Genomic DNA, 12,724 nt, shown 5'->3' on the forward strand with positions numbered 1-12,724 from the left:
CTGTCAGGACGGGGCCGGGCCGGTTGTCGCCCGCACCACGAGCCGCGTCGGCAGCACGACGGTGCGGTCGGCCGGATCGGCCGGTGGGTCTAGCAACAGTTCGCCGGAGCGTCGGCCGCGCTCGGACGCCGGCTGGTGGACGGTGGTCAGGTTCTCGGCCGCGGCCTCCGGGATGTCGTCGAAGCCGACGACCGAGACGTCACGGCCCGGTTGGAGCCCGCGCGCCCGCAGGGCGTCGAGCACCCCGAGCGCGACGATGTCGCTGAGCGCCGCGATCGCGGTCGGCCGCGGCGCTCGATCCAACAGATGCGCCGCCGCGGCCGCGCCGTCGTCCCGGCAGTTGCCGGGCACGTTGACCGTGGTGACCGTCGGCCACTCGACGCCGGCGGCGGCGAACGCCGACTGGTAGCCGCGCAGTCGTTCGCGGCTGGTGTAGTAGGCCACGTCGGCCGGCGACGACAGCAGCGCGGGACCGATCGTCGGCGCGACGCTGAGGTAGTCGCCGATCACCGCTACCCGCCGGTGCCCGAGCGCCATCAGGTGCTCTCCCGCGGCCCGGGTGGCAGAGGCCTCGTCGATGCCGACGAACGCCGACGCCGGGCCGTCGCTGGACCGCCGCTGCCCGCTGACCACCGGCAGCCCGCGGGCCGCGAGGGCGTCCAGCGCCGGGTGCCAGTCGGGCATGCAGTAGACGCAGAAGCCGTCGACCACGGCCTCGTTGACCGCCGCCACCGCCGCCGCGTCGTCCTCGATCGACAGCGGGAGCAGCAGCAACCCCGTCCGGGCCTGTTCGGCCGCCTCGGCCAGGCCGCGCAGGTAACCCACGGCATAGGGGTCCGTGAACGCGAACGACAGGCTGGCGGTGAACAGCATCCCGATCGCACCGGCCCGTCGCTTGCGCAGCGACCGCGCCGTCGGGTCCGGGCCGGCGTAGCCCAGCGCGGCAGCCGCGGCCAGGATGCGGTCGCGCAGGTCCGCGGAGAGCTGGTCAGGCCGGCTGTAGGCGTTCGAGACGGTGCTGCGCGACACCCCGATGGCGTCGGCCACGGTCTGCAACGTGGGTCGCATGAGCCCACCACCTCCGGCACTGTATCGATCCAGAACCCTTCTGGATCGATACAGTACGCCGCGGGGAGAAAACCGCAAGTGGTAAATGTGTCAGACGGTGAACGTGTAGGAGCCGGCCGCGAGTTGGTAGACGGCCGCGCCGCCCGTGTAGCCCATGGCCACCGCCTGCGCGGGGGCGCTGACCGCGGAAGCCGACGGCGCGGGCACCCGTACCGTCGCGGTGGTGTTGGCCGGGATCTCGACCCGCAGGGTGAGAGTGCCACCGGAGATCGACCAGTCCGACAGCGCCCGCCCGTACGGCGTCGACAGGTCGGCCCGCCCGGAGGTGAGCCCGCCACCGGGCCGCGGCGCGATCACCAGGCGGTGGTAGCCCGGGTCACGCGGGTCCGGCCCCACGCCGCCGACCGACCGGTAGAGGAAGTCCCCGACCGACCCCAGTCCATAGTGGTTGAACGAGTTCATCCCCGGGTCCTGGAACGACCCGTCCGTGCGGATCCCGTCCCAGCGCTCCCAGATCGTCGTGCCACCGCGCGCGCTCATGTAGCCCCAGCCGGGATAGTCCGGCTGGAGCAACACCTGGTAAGCGGTCCCCAGGTGCCCGTTCTCGGCCAGCACCGGCAGCAGGTTCTCCACGCCCAGGAAGCCGACGGACAGATGACCGCTGCGGGAGGCCACCTTGGCGGCCAGCTTGTCCGCCACCGCCCGCACCCGACCGGAAGGCACGAGCCCGAACGAGAGCGCCAGCACGTACCCCGTCTGGGTGTTGCCCGAGACCGTGCCGTCCGCCGCGACGAACCGCCCCGTGAACGCGGCCGCCACCTGGTCGGCGAGGGTCCCGTAGGACGCCGCCTCGGAGGTCCGACCCGTTGCCGCCGCCATCCGGGAGACCAGCCGGGCGCTGTAGGCGAAGTAGGCCGTCGAGATGAGGTCGTTGGCGGTGTTGTCACTCACGTTGAGCCAGTCCCCGTACGTCGACTGGTTGCGGATCAGGTCCGCACCCGCCGTGGCCCGGGAGTAGTCGACCCAGCGCCGCATCGCCGTGAAGTTCTCGTCGACGATCCGCAGATCCCCATAACGCTGCCAGACGGTGTACGGCACGATCACGCCCGCGTCGCCCCAACCGGCCGTGCCCGCGCCGCAGCAGACCGCCGGCGCCACGTCGGTGAAAGCGCCGTCGGAGCGCTGCGCGTCGGTCAGGTCGTCGGTGAACTTGTCGAGCAGCCCGTGCACGTCCATGTTGAACGTCGACGTGCCCACGAACGCCGCGATGTCGCCGGTCCAGCCCAGCCGCTCGTCGCGCTGCGGGCAGTCGGTCGGAATCGTCAGCATGTTGGACCGCTGCCCCCACAGGATGCTCCGCTGCACCTGGTTTACCAAAGCGTTCGAGGTGCTGAACGTCCCCGTCGCAGTGCCGTTGGTCCACGCCGCGAGCCCGGTCACCGTGGACAGCGAAGGCGTGCCAGGGAAGCCGGTCAGCTCGACATAGCGGTAGCCGTGCACCGTGAACCGCGGCTCGTAGACCTCGTCGGCACCGGTGCCGGCCAAGGTGAACCGGTCGGTCGCGCGGGCCGCGCGCAGGTTGGCCAGGTAGACGGTGCCGTTCGGGTTGAGCACCTCGGCGTGCCGCATCGTCACCGTCGTGCCGGCCGGCCCGCGCACGCGCAGCCGGTTCCAGCCCGCGAAGTTCTGCCCGAGGTCGACCACCCAGACGCCCGGCGTGGGCTGGGTGACCGCGACCGCCGGCAGGGTCGCCTGCACCGCGACGCCCGGGTCGACCGACGCCACCAGGTTGGGCTTGGCACCCGCGCGCACCGTCGCGGCCGCCCAGGACGCGTCGTTGAACCCCGGCTGGTCCCAACCTGGCAGCGCGACCCGGGCGTCGTACTCCTCGCCGTGGAAGATGTCGTCGAACCGGATCGGACTCGAGGACGTGCGCCAGGACCCGTCGGTACGCACCGTCGTCGTGGTGCCGTCGGTATGGGTGACCAGGAGGTCGGCCGAGTACCACGGCTGGGTGCCGTAGCGCTGGTTGCCGCCCATCCCCAGCGATCCCGAGTACCAGCCGTTGCCGAGGTAGGCGCCGATCGCGTTGTCGCCCTGCCGCACCTGCGCCGTGACGTCGAGGATCCGGTACTGCACACGGCGGTTGTAGTCCGTCCACCCTGGAGCGAGCGCCTCCGTGCCGACCTTCGCGCCGTTGATCCGCGTCTCGTGCAGGCCGAGGGCGGTCACCATCAGCCGGGCACTGGCCACCGGCTTCGCCAACGAGAAGCCCTTGCGCAGGTACGGCGCCCCGCGCACGACGGACACCTGGCTGCCCCACGGGCCGGCGCCGTAGCCGGCGATCGCCCGAGCGGCGGGCCACGAGGCGTCGTTGAAGCCGGGGTTCTGCCAGCCCGAAGGCGCCGTCTGGCTCGCCTTCCAGGCACCGTCGGTGACCACGCGGGTGGTGGCCGCGCCGGTCACCTCGAGCGCGGCGATCGCGCCGGCCGGCGAGACCGTGGTGTTCTCGGTCGCGATGGCGATGGTGTTGGTGCCACCCGCCACCAGCCGGGCGGTGACGTCGAGGACGGCCGCGCTCTTCCACGACTCGTACACCCGTGGCGAACTGCTCACCTGGGTGCCGTTGACCCAGACGTCGGCGGTGTCGTCACCGGTGAGGGTCAGCGTGCCGCGGGTGACGGCGCCCGCCGGGAGCGTGAACGTGCGGCGCAGGTAGCGGGTGCCGATGGGCGCGCTCGCGCCCGGATCGCCCTCCGGGTACCAGATCCAGGTGGCGCCGGACAGCGCCGGCGCGGTCGCGGACGACCCGATGAACGCGGCCTGCCAGCCGTTGGCGGTGTCGAACTGCCCGGTCTCGAACCAGCTCACCGGACCCCACGATCCTTGCCGGCCCTGCGTGTCCCAGACGCGCGCCCGCCACCAGTAGCGGGTCCGCGACGCGAGCGCGGCGCCCCCGTAGGTGGCGTCGACCGAACGGCCGGAGACCACCCGCCCGCTGTCCCAGACGTTGCCCGTGCCGCCCTGCGCCCCGGCCTCGGTCGTCGAGACGATGACCTGGTACGCGGCCTGGAGGAGCTCGGTGCCGGCCGGCGCGGTCGCCTTCCAGCCGAAGCGCGGCTTCGCGGCGTCGACACCGATCGGCGTGACCCGGCGCTCGGTGGTCGGCGCGGTCACCGTCAGGGGCGAGGCGGCGGTGATGTCCGGCCCGGTGACGCCGCTCCCCCACGGCCCGGCGCCGTAGCCGGCGGTGACGAGCGCGGCGGGCCAGCTCGCGTCGCTGGTCGCCGGCTCCGTCCAGTCAGGACCGACGCTGTTCGCGGCCTTCCACGACGCGTCGGTGACGAGCTCGACGGTGCCGCCCGCGGCGACCACGCGCAGCCGGCCGAGCACGCCGGCGGGTCCGGCGGCGGTGTTGCGGGCCGCGACCGCGAGCGTGTTGGCGCCGGGTCGCAGGGCGCCGGCCAGGTCGACGTAGAGCGCCTGACGCCAGGAGTCGACCACCTGGGCCGAGCTGGCCAGCGGCACGCCGTTGAGCCACACGTCGACGCTGTCGTCGCCGGTCACCACGAACTGCGCCTCACTGACCACGCCGGACGGTGCGGTGAACGTGCGGCGCAGGTAGCGGGTGGCGGCGGGCGCGGTGTCGGCCGGGTTGCCTTCCGGGTACCAGATCCAGTTGGCACCGGCCAGGTTGACCGGCGCGGCCTGCGCGGGCGCGGCACCGGCGAACAGCAGGGCCGCGACGCAGGCGAGGGTGGTGGCCGCGCCGGCGAGGCGGCGCGGTGTGGTGGCTGGCATGGGATCCCTCCAGACGATCCGGGGACGGGCGGATCGGTGCGACGACCGGCGGTGAAACGTTTCATCGACGGCCGTAAACGTCATGCTACGGATCGCCACCACACCTGGCAACGATGCTCGTCCATGTCCGACGGAGGTTGTCGGGAGTCGGGATCCGGTCAACGCGCTGTCACCGCCCGCGCGGGATGCGTTACGGTCCGCCAACTCAGCCCGGCCGCACGGGCCGGGAACACACATGGGGGAAGGACGCGAATTGAGGACTAAGCGAGTTCTTGCGGCACTGGCCGTGGCAGCGCTGGCGACGACGGCGGTCGCCGGACCGGCGCACGCGGGCGGTCCCGGCGACGCGCTGTTCGGCGACGTCAACGGCGACGGCCGCACCGACCGGGCCACCCTGGTCGACCTGGAAGGCGACTGTGGCGTCGACGTCGAGCTCGGCCAGCCTGGTGGCGTCTTCGGCGCGGCCACCCGCTACACCTGGCCGGACCCGTCCGAGGTCGGCTACTGCCCCGACATGGGGGTGATCGTCGACCTCGGCGGCGACGGCACGGCCGAGCTCGTGCTGGCGTACTTCAACGGGCGCACGCCCGGGGTCGACAGCGACCTGGTCGTGCTCGAGGACTTCACGCCGGCCGGCGGCTTCGACGCCATCAACCAGCCCAGCTTCATCGGCCTGGAGAACTTCAACACCGACGACCTGGTCGACGTGTACGAGTGGACCGACCAGGGCAGCGGCATCCTGACCTGGCTCAACACGCCGTCCGGGCAGCTCGTGCCGGGTCCCGTGCGCCAGCAGGCACTGGACTTGGGTTTCGAGTTCGCCGACTTCGACCGCAACGGCGCCAGTGACCTCGTCGTCGGATACACCGGCGCGTACCCGCAGGTGCCGGACACGGCCGCGGTCGTCGTGCTCGACGACGGCGAGCGGGTGGTCCTGCGCGACGACGGCAGCTACTACGCCGTCGACGCGCTCGACGCCAACGGCGACAGCAAGCTCGACGTCCGCCTCGAGAGCTGGGACACCGGTGAGGTCGCGCACTTCATCGGCAACGGGCGGGGCGCGTTCACCGAGGCGCCCCATGCCGTGGACGACACGGTTCAGGTGGGCTACCGCGAGCAGAAGACGATCAGCGTGCTGGTCAACGACGCGGCCACCAGCGCGGCCACCTTGGAGATCGTCACCCCGCCGGCGTACGGGACGATCGTGCGCACCACCAGCAAGGGATTCGTCTACCGCAACACGGCCAAGCACAACGACAGCTTCGTGTACCGGCTGACGGTCGACGGCAAGTCGGCGACCGCGACCGCAACCCTGCGAGTGAAGTAGACACCCTCTAATCACGGGCGGCCGCGCCCATGCGTTCGGTGTTGGTCCGCGCCGAACGCATGGCGCGCGGCGACGTCGAGAGCAACCCGATGACCAGGTTGGCCAGACCGATGGCACCGATCACCGCCCAACTGATGTGGTAAGCCCGCATGAACGCCGGCGTCTGCGCCACCTCGACCACCTGCCCCGCGATGATCGACCCGATGATCGCGACGCCGAGGGTCTGGCCGAGCTGCCGCATCGTCGAGGCGATGCCCGCGGCCACACCGGCCTGGCGGTTGGGCATGCCGGCCACCGCCGTGTTCGTGATCGCCGCGTTCGTCCAGCCCAGGCCGAAGCCGATCAGGCAGTACATGAAGAACAGGCGGAAGTAGTGCGGGTCGCTGCGCGGCACCACGGTGATCACGCCGGCCACCAGAACGGACAGGCCACCGATGACAAGCGACGGGCGTGGGCCGTAGCGGGCCACCACCCGACCGGATATGGGGCTGAACACCGCCAGCAGGGTCGCCATCGGCAGGATCGCCAGACCGGCCTGGACGGGCGAGAACGCCAGCACGTCCTGGAGGTAGAAGGTGTTGAGGAGTAGGAAGCCGCCCTGCGCCGTGTACGCCAGCAGCGCGATCGCCGTGGCGCCGGAGAACGGCGGCGAGCGGAAGAACCGCAGGTCGATCAGCGGCTCCCGCCGGCGTAGCTCCCACCACACCAGCACCACGAAGGCTACGGCGGCACCCAGGAAGAAGCCGAGGATCGCCGGTGACATGCCCTTCATCGGCAGCTCGATGATCGCGTAGGTCAGGGACCCGACCAGCAGCACGAGCAACACCTGGGCGAGCAGGTCCAGCCTGCGGTGCTTCGCCGACATCGACTCGCGGATGTAGCGGCCGGCCAGGACGTACGCGGTGATCGCGATCGGCACGTTGATCAGGAAGATCGCCCGCCAGGAGAACGCCTGCACCAGCACGCCGCCCAGGATCGGACCGGTGGCGACGCTCACGCCCACCGTGGCACCCCAGAAGCCGATCGCCTTCGCCCGCGCCCGCCGTTCCGTGAAGGTGTTGGTAATGATCGAGAGGGCGACCGGGTTCAGCATGCTGCCACCGAGCCCCTGCAGGACCCGGAACGCGATCAGCCAGCCGAGGTTGGGCGCCAGCGCGCACAGCAGCGACCCGAGCGCGAACACGGCCAGACCCACCTGGAAGACGCGCCGCCGGCCTATCCGGTCGCCGATCGAGGCCGACACGATCAGGAACGACGCGAGCACCAGCATGTACGAGGCCAGCGTCCACTGCGCGCCCTGGATCGACGCGTTGAAATCCTGCTGGATCGACGGCAGAGCGACGTTGAGCGCGCTGGTGTCCAGGCCGACGATGAAGATGCTGCTACAGCAGATGGCCAGCACCAGGATTCCCCGGGCGCGCGGCGGCTGCGCGGCCTGCCTGGTCACGTGCTGCCTCGGGGGTGCCGCCATGGGGTGAAGGTCGCCCTCACTGAGAGGTCAGATGCGCCCTCAGCCTATTCCCGCTGGTCGTCGCGGTTCCGGCCGTCGCGGAAACCGCTGGCACCACTGGCCACTTCCGCCTACGGAATGAGCCGCTCCGGGAGGTTCTGGAGCGCGACCGTGCGCAGGAAGCGCTCGACCGCGGCCGTGCCGACCGAGGTGAACGCGCCGGACGCTGCCGGCCACGGACCGCCGTGCTGCATCGCGTCGACCACCGCGACGCCGGTCGGCACCCCGTTGTAGACGACCCGGCCAGCGCGGTCGACCAGCGCCGGCAGCAGCGCCCGGACCGCGTCGTCGTCGCCCTCGCCGGCCAACACGGTCGCGGTCAGGCTGCCTTCCAAGCGGCCGGCCAGCGCACCGTAACGATCCACAGCCGACTGTGCGATCACGACGGTCGGCCCGAAGTGCTCCGCCAGCAGCTCACCGTCGAGCGCTTCGCCGGCGACCCGCACGGCGAACGGGGCCGCACCGCCGTCCGGCGCGGTCGCCGCGCCCTCGGCCACCGGCGCGCGGTCGCGCCACGCGGCGTGCTCGGTGGCCATCGCGGCGGTCAGCATCCGCTCGAAGACGGGCGTCTCGGCGACCTCGGCGGCCAGCCGGTCGGCGAACGCCGCGCCCGCCGCGCCGTCGGGCACGACCACCAGGCCGGGCTTGGTGCACAGCTGCCCGGCCGAGCCGGTCACCGCGGCCGCCAGGGTGGCCGGCCAGCGCTCGTCGCCCAGCGCGGAGGGGAAGACGAACACCGGGTTCAGCGCGCCCATCTCGGCGTACACCGGGATCGGGTCGGGGCGGGCGGCGGCCGCGTCCATCAGCGCCCGGCCGCCCGCCGCGGAGCCGGTGAAGCCGACCGCGCGGATCTCCGGCGCGCGGACCAGCGCGAGCGAGACGTCGGCGCCGCCCTCCACGACCCGGAACGCGTCGCCGAGCGCGGGCTTGACGGCGGCCGCGATCAGCCGGGCGGTCTCCGGCTGTGCCGGGTGCGCCTTGGCGACCACCGGGCAGCCCGCGGCGAGCGCCGACGCGGTGTCGCCGCCGAGCACGCCGAAGGCCAGCGGGAAGTTCGAGGCGGCGAACACCGCGACCGGCCCGATCGGCACCCGCACCGCGACGATGTCGCCGCCGCCGGGCGCGGCGCCGGCGGAGCGGACCACCGGGCGGTCCCGACCGTCGGCGACGAAGTCACCGAGCAGCCTCAGCTGGCCGGTCGTGCGGGTCATCTCGCCCTCGAGCCGCGGCCGGGCCAGACCGGTCTCGGCCATGGCCGCTTCGATGATCGGCTCGGCGGCGGCCGTCAGCGCGTCGGCAGCGGCGTGCAGGGCGTCGCGGCGCCGGGCGCCGGACCAGGTGGCCAGCTCACGCGCGGCGATCGCGGCCTCGGCGGTGCTGCTCTCGACAGACACGGTGCCTCCGTATTGTTCCGGGGGTGACAGCGGCGACGCTACCCAAGACCAACCTGCATCTGCATCTCACGGGGGCGATGAGGCCGACGACGCTGGCCGAACTGGCGGCCCGCGAGGGACTGCCCCTGCCGCCGCCGTTCGTGCCCGGCACGGTGCACGAATGGGCCGCCTTCCAGCAGCGGTACGACCTGGCCAGGGCCACGATCCGTGGGCCGGAGGACATCGAGCGGGTAGTGGTCGAGGCCGCCGAGGACGACGCCGCGTGCGGCGCGCGCTGGATCGAGTTGCAGGTCGACCCGACGTCGTACGCCGTGGTGGCGGGCAGCCTGCACGGAGCGATCGAGGCGGCCCTGACCGGCGCCGCCCGCGCCCCGATCCCGGTCGGCGTCGTCGTCGCCGCGAGCTGGGGCGCGGGACCCGAGCACGCGCTGCGCCTGGCCAAGCTGGCGGCGGCGTACGCGGACCGGGGTGTCGTCGGTTTCGGACTGTCCAACGACGAGCGCCTGGGCCATGTGGAGGACATGGCGCCGGCCTGCCGCCTGGCCGCCGAGGCCGGGCTGCTGGTGGTGCCGCACGCCGGCTTCTACACGCCCGCGTCCCACGTCGCCGACTGCGTCACCGTGCTCGGCGCCCAGCGGATCGGCCACGGGCTGACCGCGATGCACGACCCGGCCACCCGCGACCTGCTCGCCGAGCGTGCGGTGGCGCTGGAGGTCTGCCCGACCTCCTATCCTCCGCTGGGCGTCGCGGCGATCACCGAGCTGCCGATCCGCGAGCTGCGCGCGGCGGGAGTGCTGGTCGCGCTCGGCACCGACGACCCGTTGCTGTTCGGCGGGGACCTGACCACCCAGTACGCCCTGCTCACCACCGACCCGGCCGAACAGGCGGACCTGGCCCGCTGCTCCGTCATCGCGAGCGCCGCACCCGCCGCGCTCAAGGAATCGCTGTCCTAGACGCGCGCCCACTCCGGCTTGACCGCGAACATGTCGGCGGTCTTCGACGGGTCGGTGTCGACCAGGTCGCCGAGGGTCCGGTCGATCGCGGCCAGCAGGTCCGGGGTCAGCCGGACACCCGCGGCGGTCGCGTTCTCGGTGACCTGTTCCGGGCGGCTGGCGCCGATGATGGCCGCGCTGACGCCGTCGGTGGCGAGGGTCCAGGCGATCGCGAGCTGGGCCATCGTCAGGCCGGCCTCGTGGGCGAGCGGGCGCAGCCGTTGGACCCGGTCGAGCAGCGCGTCGCCGAGCACCCGGCCGATGAAGCGCGGGGCGCGACCCGTGCCCGCACCGCGCGAGCCGGCCGGTGGCGCGGCACCTGGTAGGTACTTGCCGGTCAGCACGCCCTGCGCGAGCGGCTGGAAGACGATCTGGCCGATCCCCTCGCGCCGGCACAGCGGCAGGACCTCGGGCTCGATCACCCGCCAGAGCATGTTGTACTGCGGCTGGTTGGAGACGATGCGCCGGGTCAGACCCAGCTCATCGGCGAGCGCCAGCGCCTCGGCGATCTGTGGGGCGGTCCACTCGGACACCCCGACGTAGCGCACCTTGCCCGCGCGGACGAGATCGTCGAAGGCGACCAGCGTCTCCTCCAGCGGCGTACGCGGGTCGAACCGGTGCGCCTGGTAGAGGTCGATGTGGTCGGTGCCCAGCCGGCGCAGCGACGCGTCGCACGACTCGAGGACGTGCTTGCGGGACAGTCCCCGGTCGTTCGGGCCGTCGCCGGTGGGCAGGCAGACCTTGGTCGCCAGCTCGACCGACTCCCGGCGTACGCCGCGGAGGGCCTGGCCCAGGACCTCTTCGGCCGCGCCCAGCGCGTAGACGTCGGCGGTGTCGAAGGTGGTGATGCCGGCGTCCAACGCCGCCCGCACGCACGCGGTGGCGGCGGTGCGCTCGACGGTCTCCCCGTGTGTCAGCCAGTTGCCGTAGACGACTTCGCTGACCCACAGGCCGGACCGGCCGAGCGCACGATGCTCCATCCGGTCAATCTAGCGCCGTGCGGCGGCGGCTCCGACCACCGGTGCGATCGTCGCGGCCCAGGCGAGCAGGTGCTCGTCGGCGTCGCGCGCTCCAACCAGCTGCATCCCCCAGGGGAGCCCATGGTCGTCGTGGCCCGCGGGAACGCTCAGCGCCGGCGCTCCCAGCACGCTGAACGGCACCGACATCGCGGCGTTGCCCGTCTGCTCGAGGCCGCGCGGTGCGGTTCCCGGTGCGGCCGGGGTCACCCAGACGTCGACGCCGGTGTCCTCGAAGGCGGCGACGAACTCCCGCCGCCACCGGGTCGCCTCGGCGTAGTCGTGGGTTGTGACAGCGAGGCCTTGGCGGACCGCGGCTGCGGTCTGCGGGCGGTAGCGATCGCCGTAGCTCGGGAACCAGGCCGCGTGGGTGCGGGCGAGCTCGAACCGGTTGAGCACCACGCACCGCGCCGCGTTTTCCTCCACATCGGACAGGAAGTCGGTCTCCCGCACGGCGAAGCCGGCCGCCCGCAGTGCCGTCACCCGTGCGTCGAAGGCGGCGCGCGCCTCGGCGCCGGCCCGCGCCAGATAGGCCGGTGCGGGGATGCCCAGCACGGGAGCGCCGGCCGGCCGCAGCAGCGTCCATGATGGACAGGCGACGGCCGCCACCTCGGCGGCGCTCGCCACGTCGGCGGTGAACCAGCCGACCGTGTCCAGCGACGGCGAGTGCGGCACCATGCCGTCCGCCGGGATCCGGCCGTGGGTGGGGCGGAAGCCCACGACGCCGCAGAAGGCCGCCGGTCGGATCACCGAGCCGAGGGTCTGCGAGCCGAGTGCGACCGGCACCATTCCGGACGCGACGGCGGCCGCCGACCCGCTGCTGGAGCCGCCGGGCGTGTGTGCCGGGTCGTGCGGGTTGCGGGTCGGCCCCGGCGCCGCGCTGGCGAACTCGGCCGTCACCGTCTTGCCCGCGACGACATAGCCGGCCGCTCGCAGGCGGGTCACCAGCGACGCCTCGGGACCGTCGAACAGCTCGGGCGGGAGGGCCGAACCGGCGCGGGTGGCGAACCCGTCGACCCGGAAGATGTCCTTGACCCCGAGCGGTACGCCAGCGCCGCTCAGGCGTGCCCGGCGGTCGGGCTCGGGCAGGAACGCGTGCACCAGCGGGTCGACCGTGTCGATCCGGTCCAGCCACGCGGAGAGCGGCTGCGGTTCGGTTAACGATCGGGGCCCGACCAGGTCGAGAGGTGCCATCGGGCACCAAACTACGCGAGCGGCCCGTCGCCGGGCCGGTCCGGGGGTACGTTCGGAACATGGCCGACGACAGCGCCCCGCGTCCCAGCCAGGCTGCCGGCCTGCGCGATTTCTGGGCCGGCCTCGGCACGTTCCGCCGGGCCGGCGTGGTCAGCCTGGCCGCGTTCGAGGTCGTCTGCACGACGGCCGCCGCGCTCGACCTGATGCGCCGCCCGCAGCACCTGGTGCGCGGGCCCAAGGCGCTCTGGTGGCCGGCGATCTTCGTGCAGCCGGTCGGCCCGGTCGCCTACCTGACCTGGGGCCGCCGCCTGCGCACGCGCCCCGACGTCACGCCCTGAGCACGACCCGCCCCGCACGTCCTTGACGAACACCCCCGGTCGGGAAGCCGCCCGACAGCGCGCGAGCTGGTCAGCTCGGCGTCT

The 12,724-nt window shown here is 73.0% G+C and carries 9 protein-coding genes; 3 read left to right on the top strand and 6 right to left on the bottom strand.

The window, feature by feature from the left end:
- Positions 1-3 precede the first annotated feature (3 nt).
- Positions 4-1,068, bottom strand: a complete 1,065-nt coding sequence (locus AB0J88_RS32795) for a LacI family DNA-binding transcriptional regulator (RefSeq protein ID WP_364357098.1) — start codon at positions 1,066-1,068, stop codon at positions 4-6.
- Positions 1,069-1,158: 90 nt separating this feature from the next.
- Positions 1,159-4,869, bottom strand: a complete 3,711-nt coding sequence (locus AB0J88_RS32800; RefSeq protein ID WP_364357095.1) for a family 78 glycoside hydrolase catalytic domain — start codon at positions 4,867-4,869, stop codon at positions 1,159-1,161.
- A gap of 253 nt (positions 4,870-5,122) precedes the next feature.
- Here AB0J88_RS32800 and AB0J88_RS32805 point away from each other — a divergent pair, with 253 nt between their 5' ends.
- The gene (locus AB0J88_RS32805; protein WP_364357092.1) at positions 5,123-6,196 is read left to right on the top strand and encodes a hypothetical protein; all 1,074 of its coding nucleotides are present in this window, start codon (positions 5,123-5,125) and stop codon (positions 6,194-6,196) included.
- Positions 6,197-6,203: 7 nt separating this feature from the next.
- Here AB0J88_RS32805 and AB0J88_RS32810 read toward each other — a convergent pair whose 3' ends face one another.
- Positions 6,204-7,667: an MFS transporter gene (locus AB0J88_RS32810; protein WP_364357089.1), complete on the bottom strand. Its 1,464-nt coding sequence runs from the start codon at positions 7,665-7,667 to the stop codon at positions 6,204-6,206.
- 110 nt (positions 7,668-7,777) lie between these two features.
- Complete coding sequence (locus AB0J88_RS32815) at positions 7,778-9,100, bottom strand: aldehyde dehydrogenase family protein (RefSeq protein ID WP_364357086.1); 1,323 nt, start codon at positions 9,098-9,100, stop codon at positions 7,778-7,780.
- A 23-nt stretch (positions 9,101-9,123) separates the two neighbouring features.
- Between AB0J88_RS32815 and add the strand changes: the two genes are divergently transcribed.
- Positions 9,124-10,053, top strand: a complete 930-nt coding sequence (gene add, locus AB0J88_RS32820) for an adenosine deaminase (protein WP_364357083.1) — start codon at positions 9,124-9,126, stop codon at positions 10,051-10,053.
- Here add and AB0J88_RS32825 read toward each other — a convergent pair.
- Entirely contained in the window at positions 10,050-11,072 is a 1,023-nt protein-coding gene (locus tag AB0J88_RS32825; protein WP_364357080.1) for an aldo/keto reductase family protein, read from the bottom strand. The two genes, add and AB0J88_RS32825, sit on opposite strands and share 4 nt — an antisense overlap.
- Positions 11,073-11,081: 9 nt before the next feature.
- Positions 11,082-12,302: an amidase gene (locus AB0J88_RS32830; RefSeq protein ID WP_364357077.1), complete on the bottom strand. Its 1,221-nt coding sequence runs from the start codon at positions 12,300-12,302 to the stop codon at positions 11,082-11,084.
- A 59-nt stretch (positions 12,303-12,361) separates the two neighbouring features.
- On the opposite strand from AB0J88_RS32830, the gene AB0J88_RS32835 reads away from it, so the two are divergent.
- Complete coding sequence (locus AB0J88_RS32835; protein WP_364357074.1) at positions 12,362-12,640, top strand: PLDc N-terminal domain-containing protein; 279 nt, start codon at positions 12,362-12,364, stop codon at positions 12,638-12,640.
- The last annotated feature ends 84 nt before the right edge of the window (positions 12,641-12,724 follow it).

It is taken from the genome of Asanoa sp. NPDC049475, assembly GCF_040676915.1.
GTDB lineage: Bacteria > Actinomycetota > Actinomycetes > Mycobacteriales > Micromonosporaceae > Asanoa.

Excerpts from the sequence above, each read along its gene's own strand:
- AB0J88_RS32825 (WP_364357080.1), bottom strand. The coding sequence starts at position 11,072 with ATGGAGCATCGTGCGCTCGGCCGGTCCGGCCTGTGGGTCAGCGAAGTC.
- AB0J88_RS32830 (WP_364357077.1), bottom strand. The coding sequence starts at position 12,302 with ATGGCACCTCTCGACCTGGTCGGGCCCCGATCGTTAACCGAACCGCAG.
- AB0J88_RS32795 (WP_364357098.1), bottom strand. The coding sequence starts at position 1,068 with ATGCGACCCACGTTGCAGACCGTGGCCGACGCCATCGGGGTGTCGCGC.
- AB0J88_RS32835 (WP_364357074.1), top strand. The coding sequence starts at position 12,362 with ATGGCCGACGACAGCGCCCCGCGTCCCAGCCAGGCTGCCGGCCTGCGC.
- AB0J88_RS32810 (WP_364357089.1), bottom strand. The coding sequence starts at position 7,667 with ATGGCGGCACCCCCGAGGCAGCACGTGACCAGGCAGGCCGCGCAGCCG.
- AB0J88_RS32800 (WP_364357095.1), bottom strand. The coding sequence starts at position 4,869 with ATGCCAGCCACCACACCGCGCCGCCTCGCCGGCGCGGCCACCACCCTC.